The organism is Streptomyces diacarni (genome assembly GCF_003323715.1).
Lineage (GTDB): Bacteria > Actinomycetota > Actinomycetes > Streptomycetales > Streptomycetaceae > Streptomyces > Streptomyces diacarni.
This window is the reverse complement of record NZ_QOIN01000039.1, coordinates 215,787-231,535: the sequence shown is the minus strand read 5'-3', so window position 1 is coordinate 231,535 and position 15,749 is coordinate 215,787. Positions and strand designations below refer to the sequence as shown.

General features: G+C 72.4%; 15 protein-coding genes. 6 read left to right on the top strand and 9 right to left on the bottom strand.

All coding sequences use genetic code 11. The features are described 5' to 3' along the window. Window positions 1–12 precede the first annotated feature (12 nt). Window positions 13–1,104: an ROK family protein gene (locus tag DTL70_RS10995; RefSeq protein ID WP_342776479.1), complete on the bottom strand. Its 1,092-nt coding sequence runs from the start codon at window positions 1,102–1,104 to the stop codon at window positions 13–15. Further along, window positions 1,101–1,814 (bottom strand): GntR family transcriptional regulator, encoded by a 714-nt coding sequence (locus DTL70_RS10990; protein WP_114021690.1) that lies wholly within the window; start codon window positions 1,812–1,814, stop codon window positions 1,101–1,103. The genes DTL70_RS10995 and DTL70_RS10990 overlap by 4 nt, the downstream gene beginning before the upstream one ends. A 172-nt stretch (window positions 1,815–1,986) precedes the next feature. Here DTL70_RS10990 and DTL70_RS10985 point away from each other — a divergent pair, with 172 nt between their 5' ends. Beyond that, window positions 1,987–3,390, top strand: coding sequence for a sugar porter family MFS transporter (locus DTL70_RS10985; protein WP_114021689.1), 1,404 nt, complete (start codon window positions 1,987–1,989; stop codon window positions 3,388–3,390). Between the two features lie 43 nt (window positions 3,391–3,433). On the opposite strand, the gene DTL70_RS10980 is transcribed toward DTL70_RS10985, so the two are convergent. The 5 genes from DTL70_RS10980 to DTL70_RS10960 all read right to left on the bottom strand — a co-directional run bounded on the left by DTL70_RS10980 (window position 3,434) and on the right by DTL70_RS10960 (window position 8,847). Continuing rightward, on the bottom strand, window positions 3,434–4,840 hold the full coding sequence (locus tag DTL70_RS10980; RefSeq protein WP_114021688.1) for an MFS transporter: 1,407 nt from the start codon (window positions 4,838–4,840) through the stop codon (window positions 3,434–3,436). A 44-nt stretch (window positions 4,841–4,884) separates the two neighbouring features. After that, window positions 4,885–5,805: an amidohydrolase family protein gene (locus tag DTL70_RS10975; RefSeq protein ID WP_245979253.1), complete on the bottom strand. Its 921-nt coding sequence runs from the start codon at window positions 5,803–5,805 to the stop codon at window positions 4,885–4,887. Between the two features lie 137 nt (window positions 5,806–5,942). After that, window positions 5,943–6,626, bottom strand: coding sequence for a 4-carboxy-4-hydroxy-2-oxoadipate aldolase/oxaloacetate decarboxylase (locus tag DTL70_RS10970; protein ID WP_114021686.1), 684 nt, complete (start codon window positions 6,624–6,626; stop codon window positions 5,943–5,945). Window positions 6,627–6,649: 23 nt separating this feature from the next. Then, window positions 6,650–7,675, bottom strand: coding sequence for an amidohydrolase family protein (locus tag DTL70_RS10965; protein ID WP_114016380.1), 1,026 nt, complete (start codon window positions 7,673–7,675; stop codon window positions 6,650–6,652). Next, entirely contained in the window at window positions 7,672–8,847 is a 1,176-nt protein-coding gene (locus DTL70_RS10960; RefSeq protein ID WP_114021685.1) for a 4-oxalomesaconate tautomerase, read from the bottom strand. Before DTL70_RS10960 ends, DTL70_RS10965 begins: the two co-directional genes overlap by 4 nt. Before the next feature lie 163 nt (window positions 8,848–9,010). Here DTL70_RS10960 and DTL70_RS10955 point away from each other — a divergent pair, with 163 nt between their 5' ends. Together DTL70_RS10955 and DTL70_RS10950 are read left to right on the top strand one after the other, a co-directional pair. After that, window positions 9,011–9,682 (top strand): GntR family transcriptional regulator, encoded by a 672-nt coding sequence (locus tag DTL70_RS10955; protein ID WP_245979252.1) that lies wholly within the window; start codon window positions 9,011–9,013, stop codon window positions 9,680–9,682. 170 nt (window positions 9,683–9,852) lie between these two features. Next, window positions 9,853–10,227: a hypothetical protein gene (locus DTL70_RS10950; RefSeq protein ID WP_114021683.1), complete on the top strand. Its 375-nt coding sequence runs from the start codon at window positions 9,853–9,855 to the stop codon at window positions 10,225–10,227. A gap of 27 nt (window positions 10,228–10,254) precedes the next feature. Here the strand turns inward: DTL70_RS10950 and rbsK are convergent, their stop codons facing one another. Next, complete coding sequence (gene rbsK / locus DTL70_RS10945; RefSeq protein ID WP_114021682.1) at window positions 10,255–11,160, bottom strand: ribokinase; 906 nt, start codon at window positions 11,158–11,160, stop codon at window positions 10,255–10,257. After that, window positions 11,157–12,233 (bottom strand): LacI family DNA-binding transcriptional regulator, encoded by a 1,077-nt coding sequence (locus DTL70_RS10940; protein ID WP_114021681.1) that lies wholly within the window; start codon window positions 12,231–12,233, stop codon window positions 11,157–11,159. Before DTL70_RS10940 ends, rbsK begins: the two co-directional genes overlap by 4 nt. A gap of 273 nt (window positions 12,234–12,506) precedes the next feature. Between DTL70_RS10940 and uriH the strand changes: the two genes are divergently transcribed. From uriH to DTL70_RS10925, 3 genes are all read left to right on the top strand, one after another. Further along, window positions 12,507–13,454, top strand: a complete 948-nt coding sequence (uriH, locus tag DTL70_RS10935) for a uridine-preferring nucleoside hydrolase UriH (RefSeq protein ID WP_114021680.1) — start codon at window positions 12,507–12,509, stop codon at window positions 13,452–13,454. Further along, window positions 13,451–14,905 carry a uridine transporter UriT gene (uriT, locus tag DTL70_RS10930; RefSeq protein WP_114021679.1) on the top strand — a complete coding sequence of 485 codons (1,455 nt, stop codon included), beginning with the start codon at window positions 13,451–13,453 and terminating at the stop codon, window positions 14,903–14,905. The genes uriH and uriT overlap by 4 nt, the downstream gene beginning before the upstream one ends. Before the next feature lie 275 nt (window positions 14,906–15,180). Beyond that, a complete protein-coding gene (locus DTL70_RS10925) occupies window positions 15,181–15,630 on the top strand; it encodes an NUDIX hydrolase (RefSeq protein ID WP_114021796.1) in 450 nt (149 codons plus the stop codon). Window positions 15,631–15,749: the final 119 nt, after the last annotated feature.

Genomic DNA, 15,749 nt, shown 5'->3' with positions numbered 1-15,749 from the left:
TCGCGGGCTCGCTCATGGTGCGTCCTTTGTCGAGAAGGGGGTGCGGGGGTGTGCGGCGCGGCCCGGGCCGGTGGCCCCGGCGGGCTCCTCGCACAGGAGTGCGGCGGCGCCGACGACGGCGGCGCGCGGGCCGAGAGCCGCCGGCACGGGACGGAGAAGGGAGGGGCCGGGCAGCAGCTCGGCGGCGAACGCGTCGGTCAGCGGACGCCAGAACGGCGCGCCGATGGAGGCGACTCCGCCGCCGATCACCACGCGCTCGGGGTCGAGGGTGTTGACCAGACCCGCCAGGGCGCGGCCCAGCGCGCCCGCGCCCTGAGCGAGTACCTCACGGGCGACGGCCGCCTGAGCTGCGCCCTGACCGCCACCGCCCTGCCCGCCGCCGTCAGGCCCTGCACCTTCTCCGGCCTCTCCGGCCTCTCCGGCCTCTCCCGCCCCTTCGGCCAGTGCCGCCACGTGCCGCAGGTCGACCGGGTGTGCGGCCCCGGTCCGTTCCGCGAAGCGGGCGGCGATGGCGGGCCCTGAGGCGATGGCCTCCAGATGGCCTGTGCGTCCGCAGTTGCAGGGGCGTCCGGCGGCCTCGGGCACCGCGATGTGGCCGAACTCGCCGGCCGTCCAGTGCTCTCCGCGCAGCAGCCGGCCCCCGGTGACGACGCCGCCGCCGATGCCGGTGCCGACGCTCACGTAGAGCGCGGTGGTGCAGCCGGCGCCTGCGCCGTGTACCTGTTCGGCCAGGGCGAAGACGTTGGCGTCGTTGTCGGCCGCCACCGGCATGCCGAGCCGCGCCTCCAACTCCTCGCCCAGCCGGGTGCCGGCCCAGCCGGGCAGCAGGTCGTTGGCGGAGACGACCGTGCCGTCATCCCGGTTGACGACGCCGCCGGTGCCCACGCCGAGACCCCTAGCGCGCTCGTGCCCGGGAAGTTCCCGGACGGCCTCGGCGATGGCGTCCAGAACGGCCACGGGGCCCCGCGCGGCCGGGGTGGGCCGGACGGCCGAGGCCAGCAGTGTGCCGTCCTCCGCCACCAGGCCCACAGCGATCTTGGTGCCGCCGACGTCGGCGCCCACGCGCGTGCGCGCTCCGAAGGACGCACCTTCCATGACGGTCATGAGCGGGCCGCCCTGCGGACGGTGAAGCGGATGTCGTACCGGTCCGCGCGGTAGAGCGTGGTGGTCGCCTCGACGGGGCTCTCGCGGCGGTCGAGCCCCACGCGCTGCACCCGCAGGCCCGAGCTGCCGACCGGCACGCCCAGCAGCGCCGACTCGGTCTCGGCCAGATCCACGGCGCGCACGATCTGCTCGGCGGAGCCGATCTCCAGACCGTGGCGGACGCTCAGCAGCTCGTAGAGCGACCCGCTCAGGTCCTCCTGAGCCAGCCCCGGCACCCGCTGGGCGGGCAGGTGGACGGTCTCCAGGCACATCGGCGCCCCGTCGGCCAGCCGCAGCCGGCTGACGCGGACGACCTCCGCCTCGGGGTCGATCTCCAGCAGCCCTGCCACCTGCCGTCCCGCCCGTACCGTCCCGGCGGCCAGGAGGCGCGAGGCGGGCTCCAGGTCGCGGTCGCGCATGTCCTCGGAGAAGGAGGTGAGGGCGAGGGATTTGGAGACCACGGCAGGTGCGACGAACGTGCCGGCTCCCTGCACGCGGTAGACGGCGCCGGCGGCCTCCAGCGCGTCCAGGGCCTGGCGCACGGTGTTGCGGGAGACACCGTGGCGGGCGGAGATCTCCCGCTCGGTGGGCAGCGGCGTGTGCGGCGGCGAGCCGGCCATCTCGGCCAGCAGTGCCATCCGCAGCTCCTCGTACTTCGCCTGTCTGGCCACGCTCGCCCCTCCTGTGGTGTGCGCCGTGCATGGTTCTGACGCCTGATGGCGCTAAAGGTACCAACCAATACGGGAAATATTACGAGAGACCTTGTGTATAGCCAAGCCTGCTGCAAGATTGGTACCTGCCAATTAGGGGAGTGAACCGGGGGATGTCGAGAAGGGACGCGTCATGACGTCACCCAGCGGTACGGTCGCGCAGCGCGACGGAGCCGCCCTGAGGCCGGTCCTCGGTGTGACACTGGTGGCGGCGCTGGGCGGGCTGCTGTTCGGTTACGACACCGGAGTCATCTCCGGAGCGCTGCTGGCGATCGAGTCGGACTTCGGGCTGTCCGCGTTCAGCTCCGGCGTCGTCGTCAGCTCCCTCCTGGTCGGTGCGATGGCCGGCGCGGCCGGTGCCGGCGGTCTCGCCGACCGCCACGGGCGCCGCCCGGTCCTCGTCGCTGCCGCCGCGATCTTCACCGTCGGTGCCGTCCTCGCCGCGCTGGCCCCCTCGGCGGTGGTTCTCACGGCCGCCCGTGTGGTGCTCGGACTGGGCATCGGAGTCGCCTCGAACCTGGTTCCGGTCTTCATCGCCGAGCTCGCACCGCCCCGCTACCGGGGCCGGCTCGTCGGGCTCAACCAGTTGATGATCACCTTCGGTATCGTCCTCGCCTACGTCGCCAACTACGCGCTGGAGAACGTCACCCACAGCTGGCGGTGGATGTTCGGGCTGGCCGCGCTCCCCGCGCTCCTCTTCGGCATCGGCATGCTGCTACAGCCCGAGTCACCGCGCTGGCTGGCGCTCAACGGCGGCCCGGAACGCGCCCGCGCCGTCCTCGCCCGGCTGCGCGGACACGACGACACCGCAGCACTCCAGGCCGAACTGGCCGACATGGCCGCCACCTCCACCACGGGGGAGTCCGGCGCACGCGGCGTGGGACGGTGGCGGGCCCTGACCGCGCGCTCGGTGCGTCCCGCCATCGTCGCGGGGGTGGGGTTGCAGATCCTCGGGCAGGCGTCCGGGGTCAACACGGTGATCTACTACGCGCCGAAGATCTTCCAGAGCAGCGGCCTGGGGTCGTCGTCCGCCATCCTGGCCACCGTCGGGGTCGGCGTCGTGAACCTGCTCATGACGCCCCTCGGGATGGCCGCCGTCGACCGGTTCGGCCGCAAGAGGCTGCTCGCGAGCGGCGCCGCCGTGATGACGGCGGCCCTCGCCGGGCTGGCCGCCACGCTCGCGGTCGGAGGCCAGAACTCCTCCTACGCCTGGCTGGCCGTCCTGTGCGTCGTCGTCTTCGTCGCCGCGGTGGCCACCACGCTGAACGTGGTGGTCTTCATCATCCCCTCCGAGCTGTACCCCCAGCGCATCCGCGGTACGGCCATGAGCGCCACGATGTTCTCCAACTGGACGATGAACTTCGTGGTCTCCCTCACCTTCCTCACCCTGCTCGACGCGCTGGGCGGCCCGAACACCTTCACCCTGTACGCCGTCGTGTGCGCGCTCCTGACCCTCTTCGCGATCCGGCGCATCCCCGAGACGCGCGGCAAGAGCCTGGAGGAGATCGAGCGCGAACTCGTCTCACGCACGGCTTGAGGTGCTGAGCCGGGCGACACCCGCTCGACCACGGGCGCGGGGGTCACGCCGTGGAGGAGGGGCGCACCGCGCCCGGTGCGTCCGATGTGCTCGCCTGAGCCGGCAGCGGGGACGGCGGACGGGGCGCGGAGCCGCGCAGGTGGCGGGTGCGGGGACCGAAGACCGCCAGGGCGAGCGCGCCGACGACCCAGGTGCCCGCGATGAACCAGAAGACGCTCTGGTACCCGGTCCGGTTGTAGAGCGCCGCGATGACGAGCGGACCCGCCGCGTTGGAGAGCCGGCCGATGCCGTACGAGATGCCGGTGCCCAGGGCGCGGCTGCGGGTGTCGAAGAGCTCGGGGGAGTAGGCGTAGGCCAGCGCCGTGTAGCCGCGTTCGAAGAGGTTGACCAGGAACCCGAAGCACACGATCAGCAGCGGGTTGAAGGTCAGACCGTACAGCAGCCCGCACCCCGCGATGACCACGGCGAACGCGACCAGGCACCACTTGCGTTCGAACCGGTCGGTCACCAGCGCCGCGAGGTAGGACCCCAGGGGAGCGCCGACGGTGGTGAGCGCCACGTAGAAGACCGACTTCTCGACGCTGATGCCTTCCTTGGACAGCAGGGTGGGTGCCCAGCTGGAGTAGCCGAAGAAGCCGATGGTCTGGGTGACCCACAAGACGGTCAGCAGGAGGGTCGGTGCGAGGTACTTCCACCGCAGCAGCAGTCTGAGCGGCGCCTTGGCGCGGTGGGGCTCGTCGACGGGCGGCCGGGGCGGGGGCAGCGGCCCCTTCTCGGCGGCGACCTGGGTCTCTATCGCGGTGAGCACCGCGTCGGCACGCTGGAGGTCGCCCTTGCTCTCCAGCCAGCGCGGCGACTCCTTGAGATGCCGCGCGAACAGGAGCAGCAGGATGCCGAGCGCGCCCCACAGGTAGACCAGGCGCCAGGTCCAGTCGCCGAGCGGAACGACGGCGCTGGCGATCAGGTTGGTGACGGGGGTGCCGCAGATGCCGATGACGATGGCGTAGGCCTGGAACTTGCCGCGGACGGCCGCCGGATACATCTCGTTGACGTAGATGACGGCCACGACGGTCATCGCGGAGAGGCCCGCCGAGGTCAGGACGCGGAAGACACCGAGCGAGACCAGATCCCAGGAGAAGACGGCGGCGAAGGAGAAGAGCCCGAAGCCGGCCGTCGTCCACAGCAGCGCGTTCTTGCGTCCCCACCGGTCGGCGAGGGCTCCGGCGGTGATGGAGCCCACGAACATGCCGACGAAGGAGAGCGAGGTGACGTAGGCGATCTGGTTGACGGTGACGCCCCACAGGTCGATCAGCTTGGGGGCTGTGGTGGCGAAGCTGTTGATGTCGGCGAACTCGAAGAAGTACGCGAAGGAGACCGCGAGCAGGGTGAGCTTGTGGAACCGGGAGACGGGCAGTCGATCCAGCCGGTTCACCGCGTTGGAGTGCTGCATGAGGTGGCCTTGTCGAGGAGGGGGGCGGGGGGCCGTGCCGGCGGTCAGCGGTGTGCGTCGGGCCAGTAGAGCCGCGTCGGGTTGGCGACGAGCAGCTTGTGGCGCGCTTCCGCGGTGGGCGCCACGTGCGGCAGGTGATCGACCAGCAGCCCGTCGTCCGGCATGTGGTCGGTGAGGTTGGGGTGTGGCCAGTCGGTGCCCCACAGCACGCGGTCGGGGAACTCCGCGACCACGCGGCGGGCGAAGGGCACGACGTCGGTGTAGGCCCGGCGCCGCCCCTCGGTGGCCGGCGGTCCGGTGCGGCTGAGCCGCTCGGGGCAGCTGACCTTCACCCACGCGTCCTGGCGCGCGCAGAAGCGCAGGAACCGGCTGAACTGAGGCCCCTCGACGGGTTTGCCGACATCGGGGCGTGCCATGTGGTCGATCACCAGCGGCGTCGGCAGAGAGGCGAAGAAGGTCTCAAGCTCCGGCAACTCGGCACCGTCGAAGTACAGGACGACGTGCCAGCCCAGCTCGGCGACTTTCGCGGCGATGGTGGCGAGGTCGCCCATCGAGCCGGTCTCGACGAGCCGGCGCAGGAAGGTGAAGCGGACGCCGCGTACCCCGGCCTCGTGCAGGGCGCGCAGCTCGGTTTCCGTCACGTCCGGGCGTACGGTGGCGACGCCGCGGGCCCGGTCGCCCGCCGTGTGCAGGGCGTCGACCAGCGCGGAGTTGTCGGCACCGTGGCAGCTCGCCTGCACGATGACGTTGCGGCTGACGCCGAGATGGTCGCGGAGCGCGAAGAGGTCTTCCTTGCCCGCGTCGCAGGGGGTGTACTTGCGCTCGGGAGCGAAGGGGAAGGCGGCTTGCGGCCCGAAGACGTGGCAGTGGGCGTCCACGGTGCCCGGGGGCAGGGTGAAGGCCGGTGCGGAGGGTTGTGGGCACCAGTCCAGCCAGTGGGGGCTCTTGGGTGCGAGTGCGGTCACGAGGTCTCCTCGGCGGTGTCGTCCCCGCCGGTCGAGCGGCCGGGGGAGGGGCATGGCGGGGTACGTGCGCGCGAGCGTCCGCGCGCGAGGGGGCGGGGCCGCCCGCGCGTCACGGAGGCGGGCGGACGCGTCGGGCGTCAGTCCACGTACCGCAGCCCCGCGGCCTTGAGCGGTTCGCGCATGCCGTACATGTCCAGGCCGAGTTCCCCGGCGGCGAAGCGTGCGCGTTTGCCGGCTTCGTTCTCCTCCCTGGCGCGTGCCGCGCCGGTGACCTCCCGCAGCCGTTCGGCGGGAACGACGACGACGCCGTCGCTGTCGGCGGCGACCACGTCGCCCGGGCGGACGAGGGCGTTGGCGCACACGAGCGGAACGTTGACAGAGCCGACAGTGGCCTTCACGGTCCCTTTCGCGTTGACGGCACGGCTGAAGACGGGGAAGTCCATGGCCTCCAGCGCGTCCACGTCGCGGCAGCCCCCGTCGATCACCAGGCCGACCGCGCCGCGTGCGCGCACCGAGGTGGCGAGCAGCTCCCCGAAGAATCCGTCCTCGCACTCGGTGGTGCAGGCGGCGACCAGCAGGTCGCCGGGGCGCAGCTGTTCGGCGGCCACGTGCAGCATCCAGTTGTCGCCGGGCTGGAGCAGCACGGTGACGGCCGTGCCCACGCAGGCGGCCCTGGGGTAGACGGGCCTGATGTGGGGGCGCATCAGGCCGGTGCGGCCCATCGCCTCGTGGAGGGTGCTGACCCCGTACGGGGCGAGCGCTTCGACGTCCTCGCGGGGCGGGCGGTCGATGGTGCGGTGTACGACTCCGATGTCGTGCATGGCGGGGCGGTTCCTTCCGCGGGTCAGCGGCCCTGCGCGGTCAGCAGGGTGTCCAGACGGGGGTAGACGGTGCGGGCGTTGTGTTCCTGGAGCGCGGCCAAGTCCTCCTGCGGCAGCCCGGCCGCCGCGAGGTAGCGGCGGGTGTCGTCGAAGTGGTGGCCGGTGCGCGGATCGACGCCGCGGACGGCGCCGATCATCTCCGAGGCGAACAGGAGGTTCGCGGCGGGCACGACCCCGAGCAGCAGGTCGATGCCCGGCTGGTGGTAGACGCAGGTGTCGAAGAAGACATTGCCCAGCACGTGTTCTTCGAGCGGAGGCTTGCCCAGCGCTTCGGCCAGGCCGCGGAAGCGGCCCCAGTGGTAGGGCACGGCCCCGCCGCCGTGCGGGACGATCAGGCGCAGCGTGGGGAAGTCGGTGAACAGGTCGCCCTGGACGAGCTGCATGAACGCTGTCGTGTCGGCGTTGAGATAGTGCGCGCCCGTGGTGTGGAAGGCGGGATTGTCGCTGGTGCTGACGTGGACCATGGCCGGTATGTCGTACTCGACCAGCTTCTCGTAGAGCGGATACCAGGCGCGGTCCGTGAGCGGCGGCGCCGTCCAGTGACCGCCGGAGGGGTCGGGGTTGAGGTTGACGGCGACCGCCCCGTACTCCTCGACGCAGCGCACGAGTTCGGGGACGCAGGTGGCGGGGTCGGCCCCGGGGGACTGCGGGAGCATCGCCGCGGGGGCGAAGCGCCGCGGGTAGAGCTCGCTGACCCGGAAGCACAGCTCATTGCACAGGGCGGCCCAGGCGGCGGAGGTGGCGAAGTCGCCGAGGTGGTGGGCCATGAAGGAGGCGCGGGGCGAGAAGACCGTCAGGTCGATTCCCCGCTCGTCCATCAGCCGCAGCTGGTTCGGCTCGATGCTCTGGCGCAGTTCGTCGTCGCTGATGCGCAGCTCGGCGGGCGACGGCTCGGGCCCGCGGCCCCCGAGTGCGGCGAGCTGCCGCTCGCGCCACGCCCCCAGCGCCGGTGGCGCGGTGGTGAAGTGACCGTGGCAGTCGATGATCATCGCAGTGCTTCCTCCCCGTTGGCTGTGTGCCGGGGAACGAGCACGTCCCCGGCCATGAGCAGGCGCGCCGTGCGCACCAGCGCGGCCCGGGTGACACCCGGCCCCCGGGCGCTGTCCAGCCCGAGCGTCACGGTGAACTCGCCCGAGGGGTGCTCCACCGAAACGGCCACGTCCGTGCCCGTCACACCGGCTGCCAGCTCGTGCGCCACCGAGCCCTCCAGCACGCAGGCGGTGGCCGCGGTGACGGCGGCCAGAACGCCGATGGAGGTGTGGCACACATGCGGAATGAAGCTGCGGGTGCTGAGGGTTCCGCCGGAGGCAGGCGGCGAGATCAGGGTCATCTTCGGGTAGTTGCGCCCGGTCACGTCGCCGAGGCCCATCAGCTCCCCGCACGCCAGCCGCAGCTCTTCGAGGCGGTCGGTGAGCTCGCGGTCGGCATCGAGTTCCGCGACGGTCTCCCGGCCGGTGCGGCCGAGTGCCGAGGCGGCGACGAGCACCAGCGGCATGCCGTTGTCGATGCAGGTGACCTCGACGGTTCCGAGCCCGCTCAGCCGCACTTGGTCCCTGACCCGTCCTGTGGGCAGCAGCCCCGCGCACACGGAGCCCGCCGTGTCGAGGAAGGCGATCTCGACGGGGGAGGCGGTGCCGGGGACGCCGTCGACGCGGGCGGGACCCTCGTAGGCGACGTGGCGCCGCCCGGCGGCGTCGGCGGGTGTGTGTACGCGGATCTCGGCCCTCAGCCCGGTGTTGAGGGTCAGGACGCGGGCGGTCGTCAGATCGCCCTCCGGCGCCAGCAACCCTGCCTCCACGGCGAACGGGACGACGGCCGCGAGCATGTTCCCGCAGTTCGCTGTGGTGTCGACGCGGTCGCTGTCCGGTTGCAGCTGGGCGAAGCGGAATTCGAGGTCGATGCCGGGACGGCTGCTCGGCCCGACGATTCCGGCCTTGCTGGTGAGAGGTGTGGCGCCGCCCAGGCCGTCGATCTGGCGGGGGTCGGGCGATCCGAGAGCGGCCAGCAGCACGGCGTCCCTGGCGGCGGGGTCGGTGGGCAGGTCGGCGGCGCGGAAGAACGGGCCGCGGGAGGTCCCGCCGCGCAACAGCCAGCAGGGGACGGCGACCTGGCTGCCGTGCAGCCGGGTCCCTGGTCCCTCTGGGTGGCTCGTGTGGTGCATGGTCGGCCTTCCGTCCGGGTGTCGCGTTGTGGACAAGCTAGCTGTCGATGAAATTGTTGACAATATCTCCGATGAAAAAGTTGGCGAGGATGTCGGTGCGGCGTCCGGCGCCGTTAGACTGCGTGACGATCACAGGACGTCGCAGCGACCAGGGGCGGGTGGAGTGGGGCAGAACCGGGCCACAGGACAGGCGGGACGCGGCACGGTCGTCCGCGGTATCCGGCAGGCCCTCGCGGCGGGGGACATGGCGCCGGGGCAGCGGCTCGTCGAACAGGAGCTGGCAGACACCTTCCACGCCACCCGCAGCTCCGTCCGCGAGGCGCTGCAGGAACTGGCGGCCGACGGACTCGTCGAGTTGATCCCGCGGCGCGGGGCGCGCGTCAGGGTGATCTCCGTCGAGGACGCGGTCCTGATCACCGAGTGCCGCGCCGTGCTGGAGGGGCTGTGCGCACGGCGCGCGGCCGAGCGGGCGACGGAGAAGGACAGGGCCGTACTGCGCGACATCGGCACGGCCATGGAGGACGCCGTCGACCAGGGGGAACTGGAGACCTACTCGGCACTCAACCGCCGGCTGCACGAGCTCGTCGCCCGGGTCAGCGGGCAGACCGTCGCCGAATCCCTGCTCGACCGCCTGAACGGACAGATGGTCAGGTACCAGTTCCGGCTCGCCCTGCGGCCAGGACGACCCACCCAGTCACTGCCCCAGCACCGGGCCATCGTCGACGCGATCCTCGCCGGCGACCCCGCCGCCGCCGAGCGCGCCGCGCGCGCCCACCTCGACAGCGTCATCGAACAACTGCGGGCCACCCCGGGCCCGTCGCCGCACCTGGCCTGAGCCCGCGAACCGTCCGCGCACCCGGAGGCGGCGGACAGACGCGTCGTAGGAGGCGCCCACCCGCCGCGCCGAGGCGTCGGACCCCGACCGCACGGGGACTTCTCCTCGCCGGGCCGGCGGCCGCCTCGTCGCTCGCCGAGCCCTTCCGGCGCCGTATAGCATCAGCGTTCATGTCGAACGCTGATGAGCTGCTCGTGGACATCGCCGCCATGGTGGAGTCGGAGCAAACAAATCAGATGTCTTTGACCGTCGTCGCCCACGGGGCAGTGATCACGGGGCGGCTGGCGCCGGAGGCGTTGTGGAGGCAACGGGTGGCGGAGGTCCTCAGGGACTCCGACCGGCTGGCCCCGTTCGCGGCCCCGTTCCTGGGGGCGTCCGGGGGCGCTGGGCCGCAGCGCACCGAACCCCCCTCCTACCTGCACTTCCATGTCGCCCGGATCCTGCAGGGGACGGTGGGCATTCCGGAGACGGGCGGGATGTACCGCATCGCGATCAAGGACGTGAGCGCGTGGACGATGGGGGACCTCAGCTACTCCGACCAGTGAGGCACAGGGCCCGCGGCCACGCGCGCGTCACGGGGTGTGCCCCGCCAGCAGGGCCTCCACCTCGTCGCGTCCGGCCAGGGACGGCTGCGCGCCCGCGCGCGTCGTGCTGATCGCGGCTGCCGCGCACGCCCAGCGCGCGGCGTCCGCGAGGGCACGCCCCTCGGCCAGTGCCACCGCGAGTGCCCCGCAGAAGGAGTCGCCGGCCGCTGTCGTATCGACGGGGCGCACGGGGAAGGCGGGGATGTGCAGGCTCGCCGTGCCCTCCACCAGCAGTACCCCGTCGCCGCCGAGCGTGACGACGACGGCGCCCGCGCCGGTGAGCTCGCCCGCCGCCGCGGTCACCTCCTCCAGCGTCTCCGGAACGGCCGAGGCGCCCGTGAGGGCGGCCAGCTCGGTGCGGTTGGGCACCAGCAGGTCGACGTGCGGCGGCGGCTGGGCGCCCTCGACCGCGGGGGCCGGGTTGTACAGGACGGTGCCGCCGGCCAGCCGCGCCGCCGCGTGGTTGGCCTCGTCGGGGACCTCCTGCTGGAGGATGGTGACGGCGGCGCCGCGCAGCAGGTCGCCGGCCGCCTCGCAGTCGTCGGCGGTGAGGCGGGCGTTGGCTCCGGGGCTGACGATGATGGTGTTCTCGCCCGCAGGCGAGACGGCGATCAGCGCGCGCCCCGTCGGCGTTCCCGGCGTGCGGCGGATGTGCGTGGTCTCGACGCCCTGTCCCCGGGCGGCCTCCAGCATGACGGCGGCCGCGTCGTCGTCGCCGACCCGCCCGACGAAGGCGACCTCACCGCCGGCCCTGGCGGCGGCGACGGCCTGGTTGGCGCCCTTGCCGCCGGGATGCTGGGCCATGTCGCCGCCGAGCACCGTCTCACCCGGCACCGGGTGGTGGGGCACGGGCGCGACGAGGTCGAGGTTGAGGCTTCCGACGACTGCGATCACTGGGCTGACTCCGTCTCCGGGCGCGTTCGGGGGACTGACTTCGGTGTGTGAGAGGCGCTCGGCCGGCTCGTGGAGGCGCGCACGACGAGCCGGGGCGCCAGCCGTATCGACCGCCGTGGCCCCGCCTGTTCGCCGACCGGCCGCCGGTCGAGCAACCGCGCCGCCTCGGCGGCCAGCTCCGCCACCGGCTGCCGCACGGTCGTCACCGCGGGGTCGGCGAGATCCGCGAGCGGAATGTCGTCGAATCCCGTGACGGCGACCTCGCCCGGCACGTCGGCGCCGAGCTGGCGCAGCCGCTGCAACGCCCCCACGGCGATGAGGTCGTTGGCGCAGACGAGCGCGTCGGGCCGCTCAGCGGCGGGCCGTCCGGCCCAGATCCGGTCCACGGCCGCCCGCCCCCACGCCACCGAGAAGTCACCGAGCGCGACGCGCCCCGGTGCCTCGGGGTCCAGGACGCCGGCGCCGGCCTCGTAGGCGGCGCGGCGTTCGGCGGCGGCCGAGGCGGTTCCCGACGCTCCGACGAAGCAGAGCCTGCGGCACCCCTCGACCGCCAGGTGTTCGAGGACGAGAGCCATCCCGGCGGCGTTGTCGACAGCCACCGAGTCGGCGACCCCCGGGCCGCAGCCGCGGTCCAGCAGGACGAGTGGCACGCGGGCCGCCGCGGCGGCGACCGCGGCCCGGCTGTGCTGCTCGTGGGCGGGAATGACCAAGAGCGCGTCGACCTGCCTGTCCAACAGGGCGGAGAGGTGCCCGGCCTCGGCTAGTGGATCGTCGTCGCAGTCCGCCAGCAGCACGGCCCGTTCGTCGGCGTGCAGCGCGTACGTCAGCTCCCGCACGAGAGTCGGGTAGAAGGGGTTGGTGATCTGCGGCAGGACGAGACCGATGGTGCCGGTCGAGCGGCTGCGCAGGGCGCGGGCGACGTGGTTGGGGCGGTAGCCGAGGTCCTCGACGGCCTTCCGTACCCGCGCGGCGGTCGCGGCGCCGACCGGGCGGCTGCCGGCCAGCACGCGCGAGACGGTGGAGACGGAGCAACCGGAGGCGCGCGCCACGTCGTGGAGCGTCACGTCGGCCATCTCTCCCCTCTCCTCGAACGGTCTGCCTCGATCGGCCCGCCTCGAACTGCCTGCCTCGAACTGCCTGCCTCGATCGGCCCGTCGGCGTCCGACAGCGTGACGGTGGGCCAGCCGGATGCGGCGGCAAACGTTATCAGCAGGGCGCCACGGTGCCCAGAGCACAGATCAATGGCTCCGGCCTGCGGACATGGTGAGACAGGTCATACACCCGTTGACAGCGGAAGAGGAGAGTCCGCACAGTCTTCGGAGAACGTTTGCCATGGAAGGGCCCCTGTGACCAGAAAGATCATCCTCGACTGCGACCCGGGACACGACGACGCGATCGCCATGCTCCTCGCGCACGGCAACCCCGACGTCGAACTCGTCGCCGTCACCACCGTCGTGGGAAACCAGACCTTGGAGAAGGTCACCCGCAACGCCCTGTCCGTGGCGCGCATCGCCGGAATCACCGGGGTGCCGTTCGCCGCCGGCTGCCCGCGGCCGCTCGTACGCAACGTCGAGACGGCGCTGGAGATCCACGGCGAGTCCGGCCTCGACGGCCCGCTGCTGCCCGAGCCGCGGCTCGAACTGGACCGGCGGCACGCCGTCGACCTCATCATCGACACGGTCATGGCGCACGAGCCCGGCGAGATCACCCTCGTCCCGACGGCGGGCCTGACCAACATCGCCCTCGCCGTGCGCAAGGAGCCCCGCATCGCCTCCCGCGTCCGCGAGGTCGTGTTGATGGGCGGCGGCTACCACCAGGGCAACTGGAGCGCGGTCGCCGAGTTCAACATCATCATCGACCCCGAGGCCGCGCACATCGTCTTCAACGAGTCCTGGCCCGTGACCATGGTCGGGCTCGACCTCACCCACCAGGCGCTGGCGACCCCCGACGTCGTGGAGAGGATCGCCGGTGTCGGCACCCGTCCCGCCCGCTTCGTCGGCGAACTGCTCGACTTCTTCGGCGCGACCTACCGCGAGGCCCAGGGCTTCGCGCACCCGCCCGTGCACGACCCGTGCGCCGTCGCGTACGTCATCGACCCCGACGTGATGACCGTGCGCAAGGCCCCCGTGGACATCGAGCTGTCCGGCGGTCTCACGCTCGGTATGACCGTCACCGACCTGCGCGCCCCCGCCCCCGACGACTGCCACACGCAGGTCGCTGTGGAGCTGGACCGCGACCGCTTCTGGGGCCTGGTGGTGGACGCCCTCGAGCGGATCGGCGACGTGACCCCGTGAGTGCGCCGACCTCGGCCGACGCCCGCGGCACGCGGGCGCGGCCGGTGCGCGTCGGCGTACTCGTCACCGCGCTCCTCGTCGCCTGCTTCGCCTTCCAGCTGAACGCGAGCATGCTCAGCCCCGCGCTGAGCAGCATCGAGCGGACGCTGCACGCCAGCTCGGCCGAGATCGGCCTCACGCAGACGGCGTTCTTCACCTCCGCCGCGCTCTTCTCCCTCTTCCTGCCGCGCCTCGGCGACTTCGTCGGACGGCGCAGGGTACTGGCCGGCATGCTCGCCCTCATGGCCGTCGGCTGCGTGGTCGCGGCGCTGGCACAGAGCGTGCCGATGCTCTTCGCGGGCCGCATCATCCAGGGCGTCTCGGGACCGACGGTGCCGCTGTGCCTGATCATGCTGCGGGTCGAGGTGAGCGATCCGAAGAAGTACGGCACCCTGCTCGGCGTCATCACGGCCGTCAACGGCGGCATCGCCGGGGTCGACTCCCTCGCGGGCGGCTACCTCGCCGACCACCACGGCTTCCAGTCGGTCTTCTGGGCCATGGCGCTCGTCGCCGCCCTCGCCACCGTGCTGGCCGTCACCATGACCCCGGAGTCGAAGGCGTCTCCCGCCCCGGGCGACGGGGACCGCGCCGCGGCCCGCATGGACTGGCCGGGTGTGGCGCTCCTCGTGGTCTCCGTCGGCGCCCTGCTCATCGCGTTGAACGAGGCCGGGAAGCTGGCCGCCGCGAACTGGCCGCTCGTCGCCCTCCTCGTCGCTGTCGCCGCCGTCGCCTTCGCGCTCTTCTGGCGTACGGAGAGCCGCGGCAGCCACCCGCTCGTCGCCACCCGCCACCTCAAGCGGCGTGCCACGTGGGCGACCCTGCTGACCACGGTGCTCACCATGACCGGCGTGTTCGCCGTCATGAACGGGCTGATCCCCGCCTTCGCCCAGGACGCGGCGGCAGGCCTGGGCATGTCCGCCGAGCAGTCGGCCTGGTGGACGCTGACTCCGTATGCGCTGGCCGGGCTCGCCATGGGCCCCGTGGCGGGGCGGCTCGCGGCCACGTTCGGTTACGGGCGCGTACTCCGCTTCGGTCTGATCGGCGCCGCCGCGACCGTCGTGCTGATGATCGTCACGCTGCACGGAGACTCGCGGGCGATGCTGCTGGTGGCCTCGCTGCTGGTGGGCGTCACCTACGCGGGCGTCGGCAACATCGTCCTCAACGGGCTGGGCATCGTGCACTCGCCTCGCGAGAACCCCGGCTTCCTGCCGGGCCTCAACGCGGGCGCCTTCAACCTCGGTTCCGGTCTCAGCTTCGCGGTGCTCTACGCCGTCAAGACGGCGGCCCAGCCCGCGGACCAGGCGTCCCCTGCCGGGTACGAGGCGGGTATGATCGCCGGCGTCGTCCTCCTCGCGGTCGCGGTCGGCACGTCCTTCCTCATCCCCAAGCCGGTGGAGGCGGAGGCGCGCTGACGCGCGGCCCGACGGCGGTCCGCGCGTCCGGACAGGGATAGGGGCCCGACCCCCTCGGGGCGGAAAGCCTGGGCAGTCCCTGCCGCTTCGCCACCGCACCCGAGAAGGATGCTCAGCACCGGTGCGGCGGCTGTGCGGCAGCGGACCTCGCGCCGCGACCGGAGCCCACGGCCCATGGTCCGCTGCCGCACCGTCGGCCACGAGATCAGGTGGCCGACAGCGGTGGACGCGCTCACGGAGACCGGAAAACCGTGCCCCGGCACGAGAATGCCGCCATGATCTCTCCCAGGATCCGCGTCGCCGCATACGTGGTGCGTCATCGTGCTGCCCCCGAACTGCTGCTGTTCGATCACGTCGGTATGCCGGAGGCCGGCACCCAGGTCCCCGCGGGGGGTGTCAGGCCCAATGAACGACTCGAAGAAGCGGTCCTTCGTGAAGTCGTCGAGGAAACCGGTCTGCGGAGAGTCACCGTGTTCCGGCTCGTCGCCGTGGAGGACAAGCCGCACCCCGATACGGGGCAGCCGCGGCGCACCAGCTTCTTCCACCTCCAGGTACCGCCCGATGCCTGGGAGCACCGCGTCCACGGCGACGGGGTGGACACCGGGCTCACCTTCGCCTGCCGCTTCCTCCCCGTTCCGCTCGCGCGGCCTCTGGCGGACGGCCAAGACGGGTGGCTGGGACGCATCGACCCGCGCTGGGCCACCGGTACCGACGCCGGCCGATAGGGGCCCGCACAGGGGACGGCCCCGGCTGGAGGGGGGGATTCCAACCGGGGCCTGTTCTTGGGTGGCGTGCGGGAGGGCGGTCGCCTCTCGGCGAGTGGCTCCGTGGGGCTTCAGCCGAA